The 22,437-nt window shown below is 40.9% G+C and carries 20 protein-coding genes; 15 read left to right on the top strand and 5 right to left on the bottom strand.

What is annotated here, in order from left to right; genetic code table 11:
- The first annotated feature begins 389 nt into the window (after window positions 1-389).
- Entirely contained in the window at window positions 390-1,058 is a 669-nt protein-coding gene (locus tag U2718_RS18215; RefSeq protein ID WP_342000249.1) for a class I SAM-dependent methyltransferase, read from the top strand.
- A gap of 48 nt (window positions 1,059-1,106) precedes the next feature.
- Here the strand turns inward: U2718_RS18215 and U2718_RS18210 are convergent, their stop codons facing one another.
- Window positions 1,107-1,550 carry an NADAR family protein gene (locus tag U2718_RS18210; protein ID WP_342000025.1) on the bottom strand — a complete coding sequence of 148 codons (444 nt, stop codon included), beginning with the start codon at window positions 1,548-1,550 and terminating at the stop codon, window positions 1,107-1,109.
- Between the two features lie 385 nt (window positions 1,551-1,935).
- Window positions 1,936-2,262, bottom strand: a complete 327-nt coding sequence (locus U2718_RS18205) for a DUF6464 family protein (RefSeq protein ID WP_342000023.1) — start codon at window positions 2,260-2,262, stop codon at window positions 1,936-1,938.
- 569 nt (window positions 2,263-2,831) lie between these two features.
- On the opposite strand from U2718_RS18205, the gene U2718_RS18200 reads away from it, so the two are divergent.
- On the top strand, window positions 2,832-4,154 hold the full coding sequence (locus tag U2718_RS18200; protein WP_342000021.1) for a hypothetical protein: 1,323 nt from the start codon (window positions 2,832-2,834) through the stop codon (window positions 4,152-4,154).
- Between the two features lie 185 nt (window positions 4,155-4,339).
- On the opposite strand, the gene U2718_RS18195 is transcribed toward U2718_RS18200, so the two are convergent.
- A complete protein-coding gene (locus tag U2718_RS18195) occupies window positions 4,340-5,254 on the bottom strand; it encodes a lysylphosphatidylglycerol synthase domain-containing protein (protein ID WP_342000019.1) in 915 nt (304 codons plus the stop codon).
- Window positions 5,255-5,784: 530 nt separating this feature from the next.
- On the opposite strand from U2718_RS18195, the gene U2718_RS18190 reads away from it, so the two are divergent.
- Both U2718_RS18190 and U2718_RS18185 read left to right on the top strand, forming a co-directional pair.
- Window positions 5,785-6,321 carry a DUF6658 family protein gene (locus U2718_RS18190; RefSeq protein ID WP_342000016.1) on the top strand — a complete coding sequence of 179 codons (537 nt, stop codon included), beginning with the start codon at window positions 5,785-5,787 and terminating at the stop codon, window positions 6,319-6,321.
- A 137-nt stretch (window positions 6,322-6,458) separates the two neighbouring features.
- Complete coding sequence (locus tag U2718_RS18185; RefSeq protein WP_342000015.1) at window positions 6,459-7,025, top strand: DUF6658 family protein; 567 nt, start codon at window positions 6,459-6,461, stop codon at window positions 7,023-7,025.
- Window positions 7,026-7,125: 100 nt separating this feature from the next.
- Here the strand turns inward: U2718_RS18185 and U2718_RS18180 are convergent, their stop codons facing one another.
- Window positions 7,126-8,547: an NADP-dependent isocitrate dehydrogenase gene (locus U2718_RS18180; RefSeq protein ID WP_342000014.1), complete on the bottom strand. Its 1,422-nt coding sequence runs from the start codon at window positions 8,545-8,547 to the stop codon at window positions 7,126-7,128.
- Between the two features lie 401 nt (window positions 8,548-8,948).
- Between U2718_RS18180 and U2718_RS18175 the strand changes: the two genes are divergently transcribed.
- The 3 genes from U2718_RS18175 (at window position 8,949) to U2718_RS18165 (ending at window position 11,155) form a co-directional block, all read left to right on the top strand.
- Window positions 8,949-9,122, top strand: coding sequence for a hypothetical protein (locus U2718_RS18175; protein WP_342000012.1), 174 nt, complete (start codon window positions 8,949-8,951; stop codon window positions 9,120-9,122).
- A 108-nt stretch (window positions 9,123-9,230) separates the two neighbouring features.
- The gene (locus tag U2718_RS18170) at window positions 9,231-9,947 is read left to right on the top strand and encodes a GUN4 domain-containing protein (protein WP_342000010.1); all 717 of its coding nucleotides are present in this window, start codon (window positions 9,231-9,233) and stop codon (window positions 9,945-9,947) included.
- An 83-nt stretch (window positions 9,948-10,030) separates the two neighbouring features.
- A complete protein-coding gene (locus tag U2718_RS18165) occupies window positions 10,031-11,155 on the top strand; it encodes an ABC transporter ATP-binding protein (protein ID WP_342000008.1) in 1,125 nt (374 codons plus the stop codon).
- Window positions 11,156-11,357: 202 nt separating this feature from the next.
- Here the strand turns inward: U2718_RS18165 and U2718_RS18160 are convergent, their stop codons facing one another.
- Window positions 11,358-12,671: a PucR family transcriptional regulator gene (locus tag U2718_RS18160; protein WP_342000006.1), complete on the bottom strand. Its 1,314-nt coding sequence runs from the start codon at window positions 12,669-12,671 to the stop codon at window positions 11,358-11,360.
- Window positions 12,672-13,118: 447 nt separating this feature from the next.
- Between U2718_RS18160 and U2718_RS18155 the strand changes: the two genes are divergently transcribed.
- From U2718_RS18155 to waaF, 8 genes are all read left to right on the top strand, one after another.
- Window positions 13,119-14,144, top strand: coding sequence for a glycosyltransferase family 9 protein (locus tag U2718_RS18155; protein ID WP_342000004.1), 1,026 nt, complete (start codon window positions 13,119-13,121; stop codon window positions 14,142-14,144).
- Between the two features lie 31 nt (window positions 14,145-14,175).
- Window positions 14,176-14,601 (top strand): hypothetical protein, encoded by a 426-nt coding sequence (locus U2718_RS18150; protein ID WP_342000003.1) that lies wholly within the window; start codon window positions 14,176-14,178, stop codon window positions 14,599-14,601.
- A gap of 148 nt (window positions 14,602-14,749) precedes the next feature.
- Window positions 14,750-15,712 (top strand): glycosyltransferase, encoded by a 963-nt coding sequence (locus tag U2718_RS18145; RefSeq protein WP_342000001.1) that lies wholly within the window; start codon window positions 14,750-14,752, stop codon window positions 15,710-15,712.
- 24 nt (window positions 15,713-15,736) lie between these two features.
- On the top strand, window positions 15,737-17,866 hold the full coding sequence (locus tag U2718_RS18140; protein WP_341999999.1) for a glycosyltransferase: 2,130 nt from the start codon (window positions 15,737-15,739) through the stop codon (window positions 17,864-17,866).
- Between the two features lie 202 nt (window positions 17,867-18,068).
- Window positions 18,069-18,794 carry an SDR family oxidoreductase gene (locus U2718_RS18135; protein WP_341999997.1) on the top strand — a complete coding sequence of 242 codons (726 nt, stop codon included), beginning with the start codon at window positions 18,069-18,071 and terminating at the stop codon, window positions 18,792-18,794.
- 52 nt (window positions 18,795-18,846) lie between these two features.
- On the top strand, window positions 18,847-19,473 hold the full coding sequence (locus U2718_RS18130) for a D-glycero-alpha-D-manno-heptose-1,7-bisphosphate 7-phosphatase (protein WP_411813323.1): 627 nt from the start codon (window positions 18,847-18,849) through the stop codon (window positions 19,471-19,473).
- Window positions 19,474-19,476: 3 nt separating this feature from the next.
- Window positions 19,477-21,117: a D-glycero-beta-D-manno-heptose 1-phosphate adenylyltransferase gene (gene rfaE2 / locus U2718_RS18125; protein ID WP_341999993.1), complete on the top strand. Its 1,641-nt coding sequence runs from the start codon at window positions 19,477-19,479 to the stop codon at window positions 21,115-21,117.
- 118 nt (window positions 21,118-21,235) lie between these two features.
- Window positions 21,236-22,399, top strand: a complete 1,164-nt coding sequence (gene waaF / locus U2718_RS18120) for a lipopolysaccharide heptosyltransferase II (protein ID WP_341999991.1) — start codon at window positions 21,236-21,238, stop codon at window positions 22,397-22,399.
- Window positions 22,400-22,437 lie beyond the last annotated feature (38 nt).

Raw genomic sequence — 22,437 nt, 5'->3', positions numbered from 1 at the left:
GCCTTTCCACATCAACCTTCCCTAATTAATATTGGTGATATGTATTTAGTCTTCCCTAGAAGTTTGATACATCTTTCATTGATTGGGGAGTGCGAAAGAGGGAGAGTGGGAGAAAAGGGGATACGGGGAAAGGAGACAAATAACCACTAACTATTAACCACTAACCCTCCGGGTACCCTGCGGGAAGCCCTTCGGCTACTCTCCGAGAAGCCAGGCTACGCCTGTCTACTGGGCGTCTACGCCAGTCACCTGCGCTCGTGTTACCCTCCCAAGAGTGCTGGCTCACCACTGTACGGGCGGGTTTATTTAGATATTTCATCATCCTAGAGAGATTGTTGTAAAAACCCGCCCCTACCACTAACCAATCACTAATGACTAACAAACCAACAATGGAAAGAGTTTTAGAACCAGAAGTAATGGATTGCCTCGAAGAAGCCATTGAGTATGATGAGATGAACTTCACTGAGGTAAATACTGCCTTTGCTGAAGAAGCGATCGCCCTGGCTCCACCGGAAGATGCTTTAGTATTAGACGCTGGTACCGGAACTGGGCGTATTCCAATTTTAATGTGTCAGATGCGATCGCAATGGCAAATAATCGCTATTGACTTAGCTAAAAATATGCTGGAAATTGCCTCTCGCCACATTGAGCAGGCTGGTTTACAGTCGCAAATTCGTTTGGAGTTGATAGATGCTAAACACTTACCTTATGCGGATGGACAATTTGATTTGATTGTGTCGAATAGCCTTGTCCACCATTTACCCGATCCTCTGTCCTTTTTTTCGGAAATTAAGCGTGTACTGAAACCTAACGGCGGTATCTTTCTCCGAGATTTGTTTCGCCCTGCCGATGAAGCCACAATGAATGCTTTGGTTAATAGTATTGGTAAAGAATACAACGAGTATCAAAAAAAATTATTCCGCGACTCTCTCCACGCTGCATTGACTTTAGATGAAGTGAAACAGTTAATTTCTCTGATAGACTTGCAAAAAGTAGAGATTTATCAATCAAGCGATCGCCACTGGACAGCTAAAAGAAGTTGGAGTCAACAAAAGTGACTGTTAATAGTTGATAAATAATAGTAAGAAACAATTAGTAATTAAAGATTAACAAGTAACTTCACGTAAAATTTCTCGAACTTCCATTAAAATGATTCCTAACATATTTTTACCACTGCCATCAGCACCACAACCCCAATAATAATCAATCGGAGAGTTTTCTACAATTTCCTTATCACCTGTAGAAAGTAAAATTTCCTGAATATCAGTATGGATTTCAAACTTGCGTAATACTCCTTTTCGCATAATATCGTCTTTGACTTGTTCCCAATCTGGACGCAAAGGACGTTTGCGATCTCGTCCCATTCTTGCTGCATCCTTTGGTGTTTTTATGAGACGAATTTCTTCTAAATGAGGTGTGCCAATAAATTTTTGAGCTTGAAAATAGTGTTCGCTAGTATGCCAATATAAATTATCTAACTCGAAGCCGTGGTATGAGAAATTAGAGAAACAGCCATATTGTTCGTGAGTGCTATAAAAATAGATTGTCATATATGGTAGTCCTATTTGAGTTGGAAATTATCTCATGAGATCAGGGAAAAAAATTATTCATAAATGATTTAGGATTCTAAATTTATAAATTGTATCTATTAACCAATAGAATATATTTAGGTATGTTATTTAGTAATTTAATATATGGCTTCTGTAAAACTACTAATTTTATCAATATGAGTCTGAGAACTACCGCTAGCAAAAGATTATTATCAAAGACTTTAATCAGCTACTTAACCAAAATCAATAGAAGATGACGTAGTGACGTAATCAGTTAAATCGTGTGATATAAAAAGTTTGTAAGTCAAGAGAAAAATAAGCTGTTTGTAACTGCAACTTCTCCCAAACACTCTTTTGAGAACAACTCTAAAGGGTAAAAGACTGTTTAAGATTTTTTGTCAATGCCTGTGAAGTCTCTAGGTTCATAATAACGACAATTCTCACATGGCCCATCAGGATTAACAGCGCAGCGCAAATATCCAGAACGAGCATTATATCGACAGCTAATATCGCCAATCAGGTAACCCACTCCTTCTAAGTAATAGCGATCGCCCTCATTTGTTCTGGTATTGATCCGAAGCTGCTCCATAGGCAAAGCTACAGCAGTACGTCTGAGCAGCAAACGTGTTCTATTCCGGGTTTTACGCATCAACCACAGAGAGAATAGAGACGGCAAGAAACCAATGGCAATTACCAAAAGTGTCTTTAACACCTTCTGTTTACCTCTTTTATGCACTTAATCCTCGCTGGTGTTGCATTCTCTTACGAGAGTGCAATCTCAATGGTAGTTTTGCTACTACAGTGTGGAGTCAAGGCAAAACAAACATATGCCTGTTACCACTTAGATTCAGCATAACCGTTACAGCCCAAATAGGGAGTTTCGGACATATGTTTAGTAATTTAAGATTTGTTTACTACTGTGCCAAAAAGTAATCTTATCTGTATTCATGCAACTTCATCTAAACGTTTAATCCTCAATATGGAGAGCCAGAGGCTCTAATTCTTATTATTAGGTTAAACCTAGTAGCGACGGTTTGTGAGCTTGGGTGTACAAGATGTGAATCAAGGAATTAAATAATATAGTAATTTTTGACACTACAAAGCTGACTTTATACTTAGACTCAATCAATCAAATACTTCATCTATTTCAATATATAAATCTGTATATCAATCTTTGATGAAGAAAAAGTTTAATTATTCAAGAGTCGATTGATACTCTTTTTGAGCAGAGTTAAGCTAATGAAAATGTAACTATGCTACCTTTAAAAATTTTAAGTAATAATGACGGCAAATAGTTTACCAATTACTCATACAGAGCAGCCTTTTTCTAAAGAAAAAGTAAAGAATATAGATATACAAGTTATACAGGAGAAAATTTACATTTTTCTGATTGAAATTGTAAAAGTATGGTCTCCTGAAGATGTTTTACGAGAATTTAAACATTTATTTATAGAAAATTTGGATTCAATAAGTTTAGATTCTGCACCGGGAATCTATAGGCTTTTGCATCTTATTGATAATGAGCAAGATTTTCGCAATACTCTGAAACGTTGTTGTTATATATTAGTCAATAATTGGGAAAGTAATAGAAAATATAAATATATTCAAGAACTAGTTCAGATTTTTATTGACTATAAATCAAATAAGCAGCAAGGGAAAAATCATAAAAAAGATAATATTTACCAAATCTGGCTAAAAAGATTTATTACAAGTAAGGATTTTCAAGAGCTTAAATTATTTGCCTCTAAAAATGAAGATAAGACTAAAGTTCACTGGATAAATCGTTATACTTCTTATTTATTAGTAGCTCAATCTATTGATAATAATAATTCTCAAGAGCAACAAGAAGCAGCAAGAAAAGCTTCAAAGCAACTAAAAGATAAGTATAAATTTGAGTTAGCAATGTATATTGCTCGTTCTCAGTCTCATACTTCTGGTAAGTCACGTTATCAAAATCCAAGTATTTTGGGAGATGAGTTATTACGTTTAATCAAAACAATTATTGTTAGGAAAGGTGTATTTAGTTATGAGAACATTGCCAATATATTTCTAAAGCAAATTAAAAATCAAACTTTTAAAGATTTTAAAAAAAGCTTACAAAAATATCTAATTTTTTATGTCCGACAACAAAACTTTATAGAGACTTTAAACCAACAGCTACTAGATAAGCTATTAAATTGGAAGTCAGAATATGACGAAGAGATTATTGATAAAGATTTATTACTGAGAACCTGTAATCGAGTTATTGATTATCTCACAATAGAAAATACGCAAGAACCCTCGCCTTTGTTTGTTTTATTACTTTCCCAAGGGCATCCCCTGACTTTAGTCATTGTATTACTAAAAATTATTTTGATTTGTCCAAATTCTCGCAGTCATTTAGAAGCTCGTATAGCTCATTTAATTCATCACTACGAACAGTATTCAGAAGCAGAATGTAAGTGGCTGATAAATTTTCTTGAAATTTTTAGTATCACATTTGCTATTTATGCAGAAAATGTTGAATATAACTTGATTAAAGTTGAAGAAAAGCAGCATACCTGCAAATCTCAATTTAATCCGGATGCTTATCGTGTGTTTTCTCAATTAAAGGTAGATGTATAGGAATCCGGTTTGATTACTGAAAAATTAAGTCTAACGCACCCAACCGTTGAAAATGGTGCGTTGCGCTTCGCGACAACACACCCTACGTGTTTTTCAAAAATCAAATATGATTCCTACAGAATACTAATGAAACACTGTCTCATCTACCTGACTTTTTAGAAAAGTCGGGGATCTGCATTTTTAGTTTAATCAAAGAAGCGTTCGTCTAGGGATGCTAGGGCTGCACCACCAGTTTCGGCTAAAATACTCATCAATCGATATACACCCGCTGCACTTATTACTACCGCCGTCGGAAAATTATTCTGTAATAATGCGATCGCTGTTGTTTCAAACACACCTAATCCACCCGGCGCACCCGGAACAACTAATCCTAGCAACCAAGCGAAACTAAAAGCGCCCAGCAATACAGGGACTTGACTCCAATTCAAAGGCTCCAAAGCATATAAAGTTAAAATAAACCCTGTACCACGCAATCCCAAAAAACCTAACTCTCCTAACAAAGGTTGGAGTGGATAGTTTTTCATGGCTAAATTGACATCGGATGTTGCAGTATTAGATTTTCTTGTTTTCAATCGGTGTAAAAAGCGAATTAGTGGGTTCAAAAAACGGGGATGGATTGCACAAAGAACTACAACCAAACCAATTATTTGCACTACTCGTACAGCTAAACGAGTATTAACTGTAACTACAAAACTGCCAAGCAAAACAATAATTAAAGCTGCTGCTGCCATTAGTAATGGTTCTAGTAATACGCTGAGGGTAGCTGCACTAGTTGAAATATTTGCATTTTTTGCTGCCATAATTCGTCCGTAGTAATGCCAAACATTACCAGGCAAATACTTAGCAATATTAGTTTTTAAGTAAACATAGATAAACGAGGAAGACTGCACTGATTGATTTAAATCTTTGAGAATCCAAGTCCATATCCAACCTGCCCAAGTGTGTGCCAGTAAAGTTACACCCGTAGCGATCGCGATAATTGCCCATCCTGCTGCATCAATGTGAATGGCTGAAATTTCTTGCCAATTATTTTTTAAAGCTGTTGCTAAAAAAAATAATGTTCCACCCAAAATTAGCCAGCGTAAAATTTTTTTGATCATTGTGGTGACTTAACTGAGCAGCTACTCTTATAGTTGAACACATCAAATCATATGTTATATCACCAGTAATTCTCAAATTTCCCTTTTGTGGTATTGTTATAGCTATTTAATACTAATTCAGTCACAGGTATCAGTTTGCTGGAGACAGTCTATAAAAAATAAATATTAGCTACTAAAAATTCTTGCTTGAGTGTTACTTTAATTTATTGAGTTTATTGCTATCATTTCCCTTTTAGTCGATTTCTCAGCCAACTTATTCAGCCTGGTTATAACATTAATTTAATAATTTAATATTCACTAACTAAAATCAAAAGCTAATTATAGAAACTTATATCTCTCTTAAGTAAGAGAAAAAGAACACGCTATTACAAATAAGAATGTGACTTCGGCTAGAGGAAAAGGTTCCTTTTTACTACGTATTCTTAAAAATCGATTGTTGCTTCTAATCAATTAAATCCAGCAAGAACTTTTGGCTGAATTTTATAGAAATTTCAGTGCAGAAGCTTGTTTGGACTATAAAGGAGGAATTGGTGAACAGTTTAACTGCTTTTTTAAAAAAACTGCAAATTCGCCAAATTGTAACTGTATTTTTGGCCGGATTATTGTTGATAGTTAGCACTGCTTGTAGTAAGCCCTACCCTAACGCAGCAAATCCCAACAATCCACCTGTGCAAGCTGGTGGCGCAAATAATCCCTACAAGAATGGTGGAGACAATTATACAAATTTGAAAATGTCCAAGTCTGGACGTGATCAAGCTAGTTTACAGCTAAATACACAACAACTAATTGCTACCACCAATAGCGAAGAACTACTTTACCCAGGTGCAGAAACTCCTGTAGGTAGAGCATACAAAGAAGGTGAATTGCCATTGAAATCTGAAAAAGATTTTCAGCAACCTGAACCTGGTGGACAGATTCAATATGAATCAAATGTAGGCGAAAGAGTTAAAGGAAGACTTGAGACTGTTAAAGAGGCAGTTCAAGAAGCTTCTGGCTTTTTGAAAGATAAAGCAGATGAAGCTGGTGCTAGACCTGAATTGCAAAAAAATCCAGCAGTGGGCAGATAGCAAATAAAGGTAAGTAATTTTTTGTCCCAACCTTTCAGATTTATTATCAATCTAAAATCTTAAATTTAAGATTTTGAATTGGTATTGCCTAACTTTTAACCTTTTAACTTCGTCAAATAACTGCAAGGAGTTGCATAATGAACAAAGTCATTACTTGGATCAAAAAAGTTAACCTACACCAAATTCTCCTGGTTTTTGTAGCAGGAATTCTATTATTCTTTACACAGGCTTGTGGTAGTGCTGGTGCGACACTGCCTGGGGAAAGTGGTGTACAACCCCGTCAAGCTTCCCAGCCCAGCGTTAGACCTAATTCAGAAGTATACGTTCCCAAAGGTGATAATGTCCTCAATCCTCCTGAAGGTGGGATGAATAACTTTAGTGATGTAGATCCCAGATCCAAGAGAGCAGCTAGTGGAGCAAAAGCAAGAGCTGAGTATCTTAAGGAAAATTCTGCTCAACTACAAGCAGAGAAGTCAACAAATAAACCAAGTGAAGCTGCTAGTCGTGTTGGTTCCGATGCAGGAAAATTGGGTAGAAATATTCAGCAAAAAGCTGGAGATGTAGGAGAAAAAGCTCAAGGAACAGCTGAAGATTTTGCCAAAGGAGCCAGAAAAGGACTTGAAAATATCAAGGAAAACATCCAGGATGCTGGTAGCTACGCAAAAGAAGTTGGTAGAGACACAGTTGGCAATCCACGTAATTAATAGCACACTAATTCCATAAGTCTCTTTTTTATAGATCCCCGATTTTTAAAAAATCGGGGATTTGAACACTTGCAACCGAAGTCTGAGGACTTTAATTTTATTAACTAAAGTGCTTGACAATCGCCTCAGCAAATTCAGAACACTTCAAGGGTTCGACTGGTGGTTCCATTAATCGTGCCAAGTCATAGGTAACTTGCCGATTGGCGATCGCATCTCCTAAACCTTTCTTAATCAAGTCTGCTGCTTCTTGCCATCCCAGATACTCCAGCATCATCACACCAGACAAAATTACCGAGCCTGGATTAACTCGATCTAGCCCTGCGTGTTTTGGTGCTGTACCGTGGGTAGCTTCAAAAACGGCACATTGATCACCAATATTAGCACCCGGCCCCATGCCCAATCCACCAACAACTGCTGCTGCCGCATCAGACAAGTAATCGCCATTCAAGTTCATTGTTGCCAGAATAGAATACTCATCCGGTCTAGTTTGGATTTGTTGGAAAATACTATCGGCGATGCGATCGTTTACCATCACCTTATCTTTCCACTTGCCATTTCCGTGCGTTTCCCAAATTGAATTAAGAACTGTTTCCACTTCCTTGACAATTTGAGCTTTTTTCTCTTCAGTCATGGCATCAAATCCAGGATCAATCATCCGGGCATTCGCTTCCGCAGTTAGATCAGGATTTTTTTCTTTATTGCTCAAAATCCAAGATTCCCGCTCTGTAACGCACTCTTGCCGAAACTCGCTTGTTGCCAGTTCGTAACCCCAATCGCGGAAAGCACCTTCGGTATACTTCATAATATTGCCCTTGTGGACTAAAGTCACCATTTGCTTATGTTTAGGTAATTGCAGAGCGTGTTTGATGGCACGCCGTACTAAACGTTGGGAGCCTGATTTACTAATGGGTTTAATGCCAATGCCGGAGTCTAGAGGAATTTGCTTTTTGCCGTGTTCTGGCGTAGCAGGAATGAGTTCTTTGTTGAGATATTCAATTAAGGTGTTGGCAATTTCGCTACCTTGCCGCCACTCGATCCCCAAATAAATATCTTCCGTATTTTCTCGATAAACAATCACATCGAGTTTTTCTGGGTTTTTATGAGGAGAAGGCGTGCCTGCATAGTACCGACAAGGGCGCACGCAAGCATAAAGGTCAAAAATTTGCCGCAAAGCTACATTTAGTGAGCGAATACCACCACCAATTGGAGTTGTCAACGGCCCTTTAATAGCGACACCATATTCTTGAATTGCCGTCAAGGTATCCTGTGGTAAATACTGGTAAACACCGTATAATTCACAAGCTTCATCACCTGCGTAAACCTTAAACCAGCTAATTTTCCGCCTGCCTTTGTATGCCGCTTCCACAGCAGCATCAAGCACTTTCTGGGTAGCAGGCCAAATATCAATACCGGTACCGTCGCCGCGAATAAACGGGATAATTGGATTGTCAGGAACAATCGGCTCACCATTGTTGAAGGTAATTTTTGAGCCAATTGAAGGGGGGGTAATTTTTTCGTACATTCACACACTCCTGATTGTGACGCAGCGACATCAATGAATTTCGGGCTTTCAGCTTCAATAATGTTAGTGGATAGTGGTTAGTGAATGGTGGTAAATCACTAACTACTGTACGGGTGGGTTTAGAAGATAAATTGTCAATCTTAACCCAAAGTTAATCAATAAAACCCGCACGCGGCTGTGATACATGTCGGCGGAGCCGCAAGGGCGCACTGGCTCCCCTACTAACTACTAACCAACTGTACTGCCTTGTTGGGAAGGCTAGCAGATTTTGTCCTGTCCTGTTTTGATAAAGTTAGAAAGCGGGGTATTTCTTTTCAGGAGTTAGCAGAGTCTCTGGATGCTATCTTATCGCCTACAGGCGCAATTAGTGTACTCTGGATATATACAGCAAAATAGCAGCAATGAAGAACAAACGAGAGATTACCATCAGGGTAAGTGAGCAAGAGTTCGCAATTTTAGAATCCCACTGCCAGGCTGTAGGTAGAACCAAAACGGATATTTTGCGAGAGTTTATCAGATCTTTAGGTGCTGCACATATTAATTTAACTCATGAAAGCACAAGTATGAATGAGTAGGTTTCGCAGACAAATTCCTGTAAACTACTCTACGCTATCAGTACTAACCAGTTCACAAAATTTGTTAGTTAATTGCTTGTTCACCAATCGCGTTTCCACAAGAATGGCATGACAGACCCAATGATTGTATCAGGCTCCTCTTCTGACATCGAATCCTTGCGCCGCCAGTTAATTGCTGGGTCAATTCAAGTGCAACAACAGTTGATCCCGCAGCTTGCTGTCTTAGATAATGGGGGATTAGATATCCTGATGGAATTTTTGCTGCAACGTCGTGACTCGACCGCAACTTGGGTTGATGGCAAAGCCTACCAAGCTCTTTACAACTCTGATTCGCCCCAAGCCAAAGAATTTCTGCAAACTCATTTTCCGGAAGGTGTTGTACCTCTAAAATCAGAGTGTGGAATTAATTACCGTCCCTTACAAACTTTACTCGTAACTCAAGATTTCCAGGCTGCCGATCACATGACTCTGCAAAAAATGTGTGAAGTTGCTGGTACTGAGGCGGTAAAACGCAAATGGCTATATTTTACCGAAGTAGACAAGTTCCCAATTACGGACTTACAAACTATTAATAATTTGTGGTTAGTTCACTCCGAAGGCAAATTTGGCTTTTCAGTACAGCGAGAAATTTGGTTAGGTTTGGGAAAAAATTGGGATAATCTTTGGGCGAAAATCGGTTGGAAAAAAGGTAATAATTGGACACGCTATCCCAATGAATTTATCTGGGATTTAAATGCTCCTAAAGGTCACTTACCTCTTTCTAACCAATTGCGTGGAGTGCGAGTAATTGCTTCTTTATTTGCTCATCCGGCTTGGTCAAAATAAAAGTCAGAAGGCAGAAATTATTGATTTTAGGATAAAATGCGATCGCTCCCACCAATCCAAAATTGCAAATCCAAAATCGAACAATGGCTAAAGTTCGTCTCGAAAGTATTAAGCGCAAATTTAACAACGTCACCGCGATTGAGGATATTAGCTTTGATATTCCCGATGGTGAATTTTGGGTTTTGGTGGGGCCGTCAGGATGTGGTAAGTCTACTATATTGCGAACCATTGCCGGTTTAGAAACTGCTACCTCTGGCAAACTTTACATCGGGGATGAGTTGATGAATGATGTCCCGGCTAGACAGCGTGATGTGGCAATGGTATTTCAAAATTATGCTTTGTACCCCCATATGACGGTGGCAGAAAATATTGCCTTTGGGTTGCGAATGCGCAAAGTCGATCCCAAGATTATTAAAGAAAGGGTAGTGACTGTAGCGCGATCGCTTTCACTAGAACACCTTTTAGAGCGCAAACCTAAACAGCTTTCTGGCGGACAGCAACAACGAGTAGCATTGGGAAGGGCGATCGCCCGTCAACCACAAGTATTTTTATTAGATGAACCTTTATCCAATTTAGACGCTCAACTGCGAGATGATACACGGGCGGAGTTAAAAGAACTACATCAAAACTTAGGTGTTACCACAATCTACGTTACCCATGACCAAGTGGAAGCGATGACTTTGGCTGATAAAATTGTGGTGCTAGAAAGGGGACGAATTCAACAAATAGGCGAGCCGCAAACTATTTATGCCAAGCCAGCCAGTCGGATGGTAGCGACTTTTTTGGGTAGCCCACCGATGAATATTTTACCAGCTAGATATGTAGGTCAAGGTTTTGATGTCAATGGGCAAACCATCCTAGCTTCAACAAAGATGAAAGAGAAGTTACATCTGCGGGAAGGGCAAGGATTTGATTTGGGTATTCGTCCGGAGCATATATATATAGTTAACGAACCACAGAGAACACAGAGGACACAAAGAGAAGAAATAGGAGAGTTGGCGGTTGAGGTGAAGGTGGTAGAACCACTAGGGAGAGAGACTTTAATTCGAGCAGCTTTGCTTGGTTCGGGAGTAATGGTAAATGTACAAGCTGGTGCAGATGTGCATCCGCGTTCTGGCGATCGCCTGTTGTTAGAGTTGGATTTAAGTAAATTGTTTGTGTTTGATACTACCACTGGAGATAGGTTGTATCCCCACGTGAGCAGTTAGTTGGGAATCATAAGCAAAAGGCAGATGGCACAGAGAACTTAAGAGCGCCGTTGCACGGCGCTCTTAAGTTCGGTGGGGCAGGAGGCAGAAGGAAAGGACGAAGGAACAAAGAGTTAAGGAAGTTAAGGGAGGTGAGGAAGTAATAAGAGTAAATTCTTCCCCATCTTCCCTATCTCCTCATCTCTTCCTCTGCCGATCCCCTTTATCTTGGATTACTCAATTCCCGTAGCAACAAAGCCAGACGCATCTGCACTGCATCATCAAAACGGCGCGGATTGAAACCTGTCAGGAGGTTAATCTTATCTAATCGATAACTAAGGGTATTTCTATGGATATAAAGTTGATGAGCTGTAGAAGAGGGGCAGCAGTCTTCAGTAAAGAAAGTGTCTAAGGTAGCAAGTAATTCTGGTTCGTGATCTAAAGGACTCAGCAAATAAGTAGCTAGTTCGATTTTTGTTCGTTCATCTCCAATACCAATAAACGCAGCTATTCCCAGTCCATCTAGACAATGTACTTGATTGCAACCCCGAAATCGACTACCCAAAGACAAAGCAGCTCGCGCATCTTGATAAGATTGGGCAAGACCCCGAATTCCTGGATGATAACGACCAATACTAATATTAATTGATGTACCTGTGTCATTCTGCAAACGCATTAAAAGTGCTTTAGCTGCTCGCTTTAGTGCCGTGAGATTTGCCCAAGAAGAACTACACTGCTCTGGTACATCTCCACGAGTTGCCCAGTTACCTAAGTTTTTGGTATCACTGGCTTTCAGTACAGCCACCTCACCATCACCGAGATAGGCGCAAATCGTATCATTGGGTAGTTGGAAAAAACTAACAATACTACGAATTACTAAATTTGCCCGTTGCTGTATTTGCGTCTCAATATTTTCTTGCTGATGTTGATAAGAGATATTATTCGTCAATATATAATCAGCAGCATTGATTAAAATAACTGCACGAGGCGGGTTTAAGTCTATGCCTAAAAGCTTACTGTAGCGAGCAATAGTTGTTTCTTCATCAATCAAACCGTGAAGTAAATCGTAGATAAACTTATCTTTCAGCTGGTGTTGGTTGAGCAGAGTATCAATTACCGTAGTTTGATTAATTACCAGTTCTACAACTTCCTGCACCAACCGAGGAGAAATGACTTCTCCATTGTGGGGTTTGCTGACTATTACTTCACCAATTTGTGTATTGAATGATAGTGGTAATCTGAGATAATTTAGAGAATTATTTTTATAGATGTGGTTGAAGTGAAGTTTAACTAGTTTAGGGTTGCTACTGGCAATTACATAAGCGTGTTGATTGATAATACAAACCTCAGCACACAGTAGATGTGCTAGCTGCTCTACAACTATGGTGGCAACTTGTTCAAATTGTGTAGTTGTGTTTAGTAAAGATACATTTAGATTTTTTTTGCTAGGTGGTAGCGTGGCTGACTGGTTTGATTTGACAGCCTCTGTAAATCCACTCTGTACTTGCTCTTTCAAAGAGCTACCATCGTGATTCACACAATTTCTCCGGAGTGGTTATTGATAATAATTTTGATAATTTAATTGATTGATTTCAAAACATTATCTATAAATGGAAAGAGAAAATATAAGCACTTTTTCTAGCTCAAGAGTTAGACATATTTTACTCAGGTTATTCTGTAGATAGAAGGTATTTACTATCATCAAGATGAATGCTACTTACAAGCGATCGCCTTCGTAACCAAATTCCGCTCTTGTATAAACCTTGAGAGCTTATGAGCCTACTTAGCAAGCCTACAGTTAAATGCTTGATATTAGTTCTCAATTTATAAAAAAACTGGGTTGAAAAAACGTGGTTAATCTATGGAGAGTTATTGTGCATTTGCATAATTGATATTACTTATAAGAACAATACTTTAGTCAAATGCCCAATGAAGTTAAGCTCTTAAATAAGTAACTTTTAAGATAGTTGCCTTTGTAAGATGTATGTCACACGAGCATCAACTCTTGAAGCAACTGTCTATTTCTCGGATAGCTATTGTGCGATCGCTCCCAGGTTTAGGTGATTTGCTCTGTGCTGTACCTGCCTTTCGAGCGCTTAGAGCTGCTTTCCCACAAGCCCAGATTACCTTAATCGGTCTACCTTGGGCGCATTCTTTTGTAGAACGTTTTAGCCATTATCTAGATGATTTATTGGAATTTCCTGGCTATCCAGGAATTCCAGAAGTGCCACCTTCTGTTGGTAAATTACCAAAGTTTCTTACCAGTGTCCATAAGCAATGCTTTGACTTGGCATTGCAAATGCATGGTAACGGCACTGTCATTAATTCATTTACTGCTTTGCTTGGTGCTCGTATTCACGCTGGTTTTTATCTTCCTGGTTATTATTGCCCCGATCCCAATTACTTTCTGCCTTACCCAGATGATCAGCCGGAAATCTGGCGTCACCTGCGCCTAATGGAGTTTTTGGGGATACCACTCCAAGGTAATGAATTGGAATTTCCTCTCAAGGATGAAGATTTTGCAACTATACAGCAAATACCAAGCCAATATGTCTGCATTCATCCGGGTGCAAGTTTACCAGAAAAGCGTTGGTCTTTAGAAAACTTTGCAGTTGTTGGTGATGCGATCGCTGCTCGTGGTTTTCAGGTAGTACTGACTGGTTCAGAATCAGAGGCAACTTTAACGCAGGCATTAGCACAGATGATGCATTGCGAACCAATTAATTTGGCTGGAAAGACAAGCTTGGGTGGAATGGCAGCTCTTTTAAGTAGGGCTAGCCTACTAGTTTGTAATGACACAGGAGTATCGCATTTAGCAGCTGCTTTAAAAATTAAAAGCGTAGTAATTTTTACCAATTCCTCCCAGCATCGATGGGCACCATTAAACTGTAAAATTCACCGTTCCCTAAGTCCGATATTTCTTGCTAACTCCTATCTTCCCGTTACCCCAGAAATGGTAATGGCTCAGGTAGAAGATTTACTTTTTAAAGAGGTTGTAATTGTTACTTGACTTGTGTAAAAATCTACGGCGAGTATTGGTGATGCAAGTAAGTAGTCAGCAAGATTTAATGCTGACAATTACGGTATTACAGCAGTTGCGTCAATTGCTACCAGATGCAGCCATTACTTTAATGGTATCTCCCAGCGGCAAAGAATTAGGTTTACAGCTGCCTTGGATAGATGACGTATTGATATACGAGGGTGCTGACAACAAATTTAGGAATAGCGAGTGCGAACTAACTTTAATTGCTAAACTTCGCCAATTTGCTTTTGATGCATCTGTAATTTTTACCAATCCCAGCGAATCTCCTTATCCTCTAGCTTACATTTGCTATCTAGCAGGAATTCCCATTCGCATCGGTCAGTCACAAGAATTCGGTGGCAGCGTTCTTTCTCATTGTGTCAAACCAACGGGGAATGAAAAGGACACGGGGACGCGGGGACAAGGAGACACCCAGAAGGAGTGAGGGTATGAAAGAGGGAAGGTACGAGGGTATTTACTCTTATTCTCTCGCTCCCTCGCTCCCTCACTCTCCCCTGTTGCCCCTCTACTCCTCTGCTCTTGGTGCTTCTTTCCTAGCTCCTAGCCCCTAGTCCCTAGCCCTTCACTTAACCATGCGACCATTACGTATCCTTACCTGGCATATTCACGGCAGCTATCTTTACTACCTCACCCAAAGTCAGCATCAATTTTACCTGCCTGTTAAACCAGAACGACCTGAAGGTTACGGTGGCCGTTTGGGTGGTTTGCCTTGGTCAGATAATATTTATGATCTTCCGGCATCTGAAGTCAAAAACCTTAACTTCGACTGTATTTTGTTTCAGTCTCAGCGAAATTATCTAGAAGACCAGTATGAGATTCTTTCTGAGTCCCAGCGACAACTGCCCAGAATCTATCTAGAACACGATCCCCCACGAGAAAATCCAACCAACACACGCCACATCGTAGACGATCCAAATATATTGCTAGTTCATGTCACGCATTTCAACCAGTTAATGTGGGATAACGGTTGCACTCCTACTTGTGTGATTGAACATGGTGTAATTGTACCTGAAGGTATTCGCTACACAGGAGAGTTAGAAAAAGGACTGGTAGTAGTGAATGGTTTGCGATCGCGTGGTCGTCGTTTGGGTGCTGATGTATTTGCCCGCATTCGCCGAGAAGTTCCTTTAGACTTGGTGGGCATGGGTTCAGAAGAACTGGATGGACTCGGCGAGATTCCCCATCACCAACTGCCAGCATTTGCCTCACGTTACCGCTTTTTCTTTAACCCTATCCGCTACACCAGCCTTGGACTTGCCGTATGCGAGGCAATGATGGTGGGCTTACCAATCATTGGACTGGCAACTACAGAAATGGCAACGGTAGTAGAAAACGGAGTTTCGGGTTACGTAGATACGAATTTAGAAAACCTGATTTTCAGAATGCGCCTGCTTTTAAGCAATCAAAACCACGCTCAAAATCTCAGTCAAGGCGCAACACAAACAGCACAAAAACGCTTTAATATCCAACGCTTTATCAACGATTGGGATAAAACCTTCAAATCTGTCATTGGTATGAATGTTCTTCTCCAATAACTGATAACTGATAACTGTTAACTAATGACTAAATGCATTGCCCTAATTAGCGAACACGCCTCACCCCTTGGCACCTTCGGGGGTGTAGATAGCGGTGGACAAAATGTGTATGTAGGACAGTTAGCAAAACATCTAGCTGCCTTTGGCTACAAAGTTGATGTTTTTACTAGACGAGATAACGACGAATTGCCAGAAATCATCCAATGGATGGATGGCGTTCGGATTATTAATGTGGGTGCTGGCCCTGCCAAATATGTGCGAAAAGAAGACATACTGCCGTATATGGAAGAATTTACGGCTTATATTCTGAATTTTTGTCAAAATCCTGCTCACAGCTTTGACGAAATCGGCAGTTTGCACAGACCAAAATATGACTTAATCCATGCAAATTTCTGGATGTCAGCAATGGTGGCAGCAGATATCAAGCAGGCTTTAGGCATACCTTTTGTTGTCACGTTTCATGCTCTCGGTAGAGTGCGTCGCTTTTGGCAAGGTGATGCCGATGAATTTCCCGATCGCCGTTTTACCATTGAAGATCGCATTGTAGCAGAAGCCGATCGCATCATCGCAGAATGTCCCCAAGATGAACAAGATCTATTGCGTCTTTACAATGCCAACCAAGAGAAAATCACAATCATTCCCTGTGGCTTTGATACGGCTGAATTTTGGCAAGTAGAAAAAACCACAGCCCGTCAGAAGCTTGGTTTACCAATTGATGAAAATCTCATCCTTCAATTGGGGCGTTTAGTGCCGCGTAAAGGTGTCGATACAGTGATTCGTGCCTTCGGATGTTTGCTCAGACAGGATCGCATCCAAGCAAGACTATTGATTGTCGGGGGTGAATCAGAACAACCAGATCCTCGCCTCACGCCTGAAATCGCTCGTTTGCAGGCTATAGCTTGTCAAGAAGGTGTTGAGTCGCAAGTGACTTTTGTTGGACGCCGTCAGCGAGAAGTATTGAAATATTATTACAGTGCAGCGGATGTATTTATTACAACGCCTTTGTATGAACCATTTGGGATTACGCCTGTAGAGGCAATGGCTTGTGGAACGCCTGTGATTGGTTCCAATGTCGGTGGTATTAAATTTACAGTCAAAGATGGTGAAACAGGGTATCTTGTACCACCAAATAATCCTGATGCCATTGCCGAACGAATTACTTACCTCTACAAAAATCCTCAAATACTTGATTGCTTGAGTCATCAGGCAATACAACGCGTTCATCAGAAATTTACTTGGAAACAGGTAACAAGTGCTGTTGCCGCTTTGTATGAGGAAGTTCTAACTACAGTAAAACGCTACAAGCAGACAAGCATAAAAATTAGCGAGGAAATCTTGCAAAAAGTTCCTTACGGTTCGTACCCTCAAACAGAACACTTAACCACCACTGCCAAAGAGTGTAGATTTTTGACAATCTCCCCAACAGATGAAAAAAGTAGAAACGCGAAATTTCGCATCTCTACTTTCTCCCCCATCTATCCCATCTCCCCCTCCCCCTCACCTACTCATCCACTCCCCCACTCTCCCTCACCCTCTACCCTTATAGATGACAGCTTTACAGCTGCGATTTCTGCACTAGAAAAATCCCGACAAACTCTTGCACCTGCAATTGTTGAGGCAGCAGCAGCAATTAGCACTTGTTTTGCTTTGGGTGGTAAGGTGCTGGTATGTGGCAATGGTGGAAGTGCAGCAGATGCTCAACACTTTGCCGCAGAATTTGTTGGTAAATTTCGCTGCTCCCAACGTCCGGGGCTTCCCGTAATGGCGCTGACAGCAGATTCATCTTTTTTGAGTGCTTGGGCAAATGATGTCGGATACGAATATGTCTTTTCTCGGCAAGTAGAAACTTTTGCCCAACCAGGAGATTTGTTAATTGGGATTAGTACAACTGGGCGATCGCGCAATCTAATAGAAGCATTCAAAACTGCACGTGCTGCTCACATTAACTCTATTGCCTTATTGGGCGGCGATGGTGGCGAATTGCTTTCATTAGCAGATTTAGCAGTCGTCGTTCCTGCAACCGATACCCAACGCATCCAAGAGGTACAACACCTTGTACTGCATATTTTATGTGAATTGGTTGAGGAGCAAGTGGGAGAGGGGGAGACAAGGGGACACGGGGACAAGGAGACAAGGGGAGTAATAAACCACTAACTACTAACCACTGTACAGGCAGGTTTATAAAGATAAATTATCTGTTTCAACCTAAAGATAATCAGCAAAACCCGCACGCCAGTTGCTACAACGGGGGAAACCCTCCGAAGTTCTGAGCGGCGGAAGCCGCCGCTCAGACTTCTCTCCGCAACGCACTGGCTCCCCTACTAACCAATCTAATTACAACAAAGGAAAAATAACTATGGAAGAACTCAAAAACAAAGTGGTATTGGTAACTGGAGGCGGGCGCGGATTAGGTGAAGCTGTATGTCACACTTTAGCTTCAGCTGGTGCGAGTGTTGTGGTTGCTGATATTCGAGACGAATTGGCACAAAAAGTAGCTGGCGAAATTCAAGCAAATAATTTGCAAGCAATGCCATTGGTAATAGATGTCACTGATGAAGTGCAAGCAGAAACCGCCATCAATAAAATTGTCTCCCAGTACGGGCGCTTGGATGCTTTGATTAACAATGCAGGAACGGATGTAACTGTATCGATTGAAGAGCTTTCGATTCAAGATTGGGACAGAATTATTGCGGTCAACCTCCGTGCTCCTTTTATCCTGTCCAAGTTCGCTTTACCTGTGATGAAAGAACAAGGTAGCGGTCACATTATTAATATATCTTCCACAGCAGCAAAACGTGCTTGGGCTAATGCTTCCGCTTATCATGCCAGCAAATGGGGGCTTTTGGGCTTTAGTTACGCTTTGCACGTAGAGGCACGTCCTTATAACATCAAAGTTACAGCCTTAGTTGCTGGTGGTATGCAAACACCATTTTTGCTAGATCGATTCCCAGATATTGATCTCACTAAGTTGCAAGATCCGAAAAATGTTGCCGCAACCATTCGCTTTTTACTATCAACACCAGAAGGAACAGTGATCCCCGAAATGATGGTTTTGCCAATGGCTGAGGGATCTTGGCCGTAGGAAGGATGAAGTTTGAAGTATGAAGGATGAAGTAAAACAAGGTGAAAAACAGATGAGCAACAGATATCCAAAGCTGACTAATAAATCTTTTCAGCCTTCACCCTTAATACTTTATCCTTCAAAAGCAGTCTTTCTAGATAAAGATGGAACTCTGATTGAGGATGTGCCATACAACGTTAGCCCCGATTTGATCGAGTTAACGCAGGGTGCAATTGAGGCATTGCAACTACTGCAAGCACATGAATACAAATTGATTGTCATTAGCAATCAGTCAGGTGTTGCGCGGGGTTATTTTCCAGAATCTGGCTTGGTGGGGGTTAAGGAGCATTTGTTCAAACTTTTTTCTGAGCAAGGAGTTACGCTGGATGGTTTTTACTACTGTCCCCATCATCCTGATGGCGTGGTTTCAGAATATGCAATTACTTGCGACTGTCGCAAACCAGAACCAGGATTAATTTTACGCGCAGCTTGCGAACACAATATTGATTTGCAAAATTCTTGGTTTATCGGTGACATCCTCAACGATGTGGAAGCTGGTAATCGGGTTGGATGTAAAACGATTTTAATTGACAACGGCAACGAGACTGAATGGCTGCTGTCTGGGATGCGAATCCCACATTACACTGTTGCTGACTTGATAACAGCAGCACAAGTGATTATAAGAAATCTCAAAAAATGAGTTATGAAGCATCATGTTTTTAATTTTCAGCATTCTGCATTCTCCACAGCGCATTTAAATTCTTTACTGGATGCAGTTACTAATTTAAATATCATTGTTATCGGTGACGCGATTCTTGATTGCTATCTAGAAGGATTTAGCGATCGCCTTTGTCGAGAAGCTCCGGTGCCAGTTGTTACTGTTACCAATAGCGAGTATGTTCCAGGTGGAGCGGCTAATACAGCTGTTAATGTCCGCAGTCTGGGTGGAAAAGTAACATTTATATCAGCGATTGGAGATGATGGCGAGGGTTCTTTGCTATGCCAAGCACTCTCACGGCGCAGCGTTCCCTCAAAACACCTAATAGTACAGTCAGGCAGGCAAACTCTGGCTAAACAAAGGGTGATGGCGTCTTCACAAATACTAGTAAGATTTGATTCTGGTACAACAGATGCTATTGATGAATATGCTGAACAAGCGTTGATAGACGAACTTGAGCGTAGATATCCAGAATGTGATGCAGCGATCGTGTCAGATTACGGCTATGGAATTTTAACCGAAAGGGTGATTGATAAATTATCTCAACTCCAGGCACGCCATAACCACGTCTTAGTTGTTGATGCTAAAAATCTTGCAGCTTATCGTCATATTGGTACTACCGCAGTTAAACCAAATTATGAGCAGGTTTTGAAACTGCTGAATATTCCTCCTCTAAAAGCGGGTAATCAGAGCGTCAAATCGCGTGTTGAGCAAATCTTACCTTATGGCGATCGGATACTCGAACTTACAGGAGCAACAATTGCTGCCGTCACCTTAGATGCTGAAGGTGGAATTATTTTTGAGAGAGGTTCACAACCCCATCGCACCTATACCCAACCGACAATTCAATCTCGTACCGCAGGTGCTGGAGATACATTTGTTAGCGCCCTCACCCTTGCCCTTGCTGTTGGTGCTGCAACACCACTAGCAGCCGATTTCGCTGCCACTGCTGCTGCTGTAGTTGTAGGAAAAGACGGTACAAGCGTCTGTTCTGCCGAAGAATTACGGGAATTTCTCTTGAATGGAGAGACGGGGGAAGAAAAGGACACGGGGACACGGGGACACGCAGACACGGGGAATTTTTCAATACAATCTCCTCGCGTCCTTGAAGCCGCGTCTTCAGAAATGTCACCCCAAAAATACATTTCGGATCTCAACCAACTCCTTGCCCTTGTTACCTCTTACCGCAAAGCAGGACGCAAAATTGTTTTCACAAACGGTTGCTTTGACATTCTCCATGCCGGACACGTTTCCTATCTCAATTACGCTAAGGCATTAGGCGATATCTTGATTGTTGGCTTGAATTCCGATAACAGTATCCGACGTCTAAAAGGTTCAAGTCGCCCCATTAATACTTTAGAAGACCGCATTCAAGTTCTGAGTGGACTCGGTTGTGTCGATCATCTAATAGCCTTTGAAGAAGATACTCCTAGCAATTTAATTCGTATAGTTCGCCCCGACGTCTTTGTCAAAGGTGGTAACTATACCAAAGAAACATTACCAGAAGCACCTTTAGTAGAACAGTTGGGTGGAGAGGTAAGATTGCTGCCGTTTGTAGAAAACCGTTCCACTACTCGCATAATTGAGCGCATCCGTGAACTAGTTGGAAAAGGGATTGGGGATTAGTTAAAGAGAATTCTGTCTATCTGTGTCCATCTGTGTGCATCGGTGGTCGATTTCTAAAACATCATCTTTTTCACAACTTCAATTTACATCAAGCGTAAATCCAAAATTGTTACAACAAATGACTACCTGGGAATCTGCTGAAAATATTCTATGCATCAGACTGGACACAATTGGCGATGTCCTGATGACTACACCAGCAATCCGCGCGTTGAAAGCATCAAATCCTCGCCGTCGAATTACGCTGCTAACTTCCTCTGCGGGTGTAGCCGCTGCCTCACTTGTGCCAGAAATTGATGAAGTGATGGTTTACGATGCACCTTGGTTAAAAGCAACAGCACCGCGATTAAATAGCCGTCCTGAGTATGAAATGGCTGAACATTTACGGCTTTTAAACTTCGATGGTGCTATCATTTTCACGGTATATAGTCAAAATCCTTTACCCTCAGCATTTTTGTGCTACATGGCGGATATTCCTCTGCGGTTAGCTCACTGCCATGAAAATCCGTATCAGTTGCTAACAGATTGGGTAAAAGATCCAGAACCGGAAAAGTTTGTGCGTCATGAGGTGCAGCGTCAACTGGATTTGGTTGGCACAATCGGCTGCTATACAGATGATGAAAGATTGTCTTTGCGTGTCCCAAACGAAGCTTTGGCAGTAGTGGAGGGCATTCTCCAAAACTTAAGCATTGATAAACAGCGTCCTTTAATTGTGATTCATCCTGGTGCGACTGCTGCTTCACGACGCTATCCGCCAGAAAAATTTGCTCTGGTTGCCAGAACATTACTTCTGGATATGGGTATGCAAGTTGTTTTCACTGGTACTGAATCAGAGCAAGAATTGGTGGCAGAAATTGAAAAGGCAATGATGGCAACGGATGCGATCGCTAAAGGTTTCTGTCAGAAAATTGCTGTAAATAATGATTTATCTGTAAAATCTGCTGCTGTTCATTCACTTGTGGGATGCCTAAACCTAAGTGAACTGGCAGCACTATTGCAACTTTCTTCCCTACTAATTTCTAATAATACTGGCCCCGTCCACATTGCTGCTGCTGTTGGTACACCAGTTGTTGATTTGTACGCTCTAACTAACCCTCAGCATACTCCCTGGGGTATTCCCAATCGGGTGCTATTCCACGATGTACCTTGCAAATATTGCTACAAAAGTATCTGCCCTGAAGGACATCATCAATGTCTAAGTCTTGTAACGCCTGAGTCTGTAGTGGATGCTGCGTGTGAATTGCTGCAAATTCAGGTAGAAAAGGAGCTTGCAATTCAAAATTAAAATTTATTCTCTTTCCATTCAAAGATATTTATTTAACG

The sequence above is a fragment of the Chlorogloeopsis sp. ULAP02 genome, from assembly GCF_038404745.2.
GTDB lineage: Bacteria > Cyanobacteriota > Cyanobacteriia > Cyanobacteriales > Nostocaceae > Chlorogloeopsis.
This window is presented reverse-complemented; position numbering and strand designations above follow the sequence as displayed.

Bases quoted from the DNA above. Each gene is read 5' to 3' on its own strand.
- U2718_RS18145 (WP_342000001.1), top strand. From the start codon at position 14,750: ATGCGACCATTACGTATCCTTACCTGGCATATTCACGGCAGCTATCTT.
- U2718_RS18215 (WP_342000249.1), top strand. From the start codon at position 390: ATGGAAAGAGTTTTAGAACCAGAAGTAATGGATTGCCTCGAAGAAGCC.
- U2718_RS18195 (WP_342000019.1), bottom strand. From the start codon at position 5,254: ATGATCAAAAAAATTTTACGCTGGCTAATTTTGGGTGGAACATTATTT.
- U2718_RS18175 (WP_342000012.1), top strand. From the start codon at position 8,949: ATGAAGAACAAACGAGAGATTACCATCAGGGTAAGTGAGCAAGAGTTC.
- rfaE2 (WP_341999993.1), top strand. From the start codon at position 19,477: ATGAAGCATCATGTTTTTAATTTTCAGCATTCTGCATTCTCCACAGCG.
- U2718_RS18200 (WP_342000021.1), top strand. From the start codon at position 2,832: ATGACGGCAAATAGTTTACCAATTACTCATACAGAGCAGCCTTTTTCT.
- U2718_RS18165 (WP_342000008.1), top strand. From the start codon at position 10,031: ATGGCTAAAGTTCGTCTCGAAAGTATTAAGCGCAAATTTAACAACGTC.
- U2718_RS18170 (WP_342000010.1), top strand. From the start codon at position 9,231: ATGACAGACCCAATGATTGTATCAGGCTCCTCTTCTGACATCGAATCC.
- U2718_RS18210 (WP_342000025.1), bottom strand. From the start codon at position 1,550: ATGACAATCTATTTTTATAGCACTCACGAACAATATGGCTGTTTCTCT.
- U2718_RS18150 (WP_342000003.1), top strand. From the start codon at position 14,176: ATGCAAGTAAGTAGTCAGCAAGATTTAATGCTGACAATTACGGTATTA.
- waaF (WP_341999991.1), top strand. From the start codon at position 21,236: ATGACTACCTGGGAATCTGCTGAAAATATTCTATGCATCAGACTGGAC.
- U2718_RS18130 (WP_411813323.1), top strand. From the start codon at position 18,847: ATGAGCAACAGATATCCAAAGCTGACTAATAAATCTTTTCAGCCTTCA.
- U2718_RS18180 (WP_342000014.1), bottom strand. From the start codon at position 8,547: ATGTACGAAAAAATTACCCCCCCTTCAATTGGCTCAAAAATTACCTTC.
- U2718_RS18155 (WP_342000004.1), top strand. From the start codon at position 13,119: ATGTCACACGAGCATCAACTCTTGAAGCAACTGTCTATTTCTCGGATA.
- U2718_RS18135 (WP_341999997.1), top strand. From the start codon at position 18,069: ATGGAAGAACTCAAAAACAAAGTGGTATTGGTAACTGGAGGCGGGCGC.
- U2718_RS18140 (WP_341999999.1), top strand. From the start codon at position 15,737: ATGACTAAATGCATTGCCCTAATTAGCGAACACGCCTCACCCCTTGGC.
- U2718_RS18185 (WP_342000015.1), top strand. From the start codon at position 6,459: ATGAACAAAGTCATTACTTGGATCAAAAAAGTTAACCTACACCAAATT.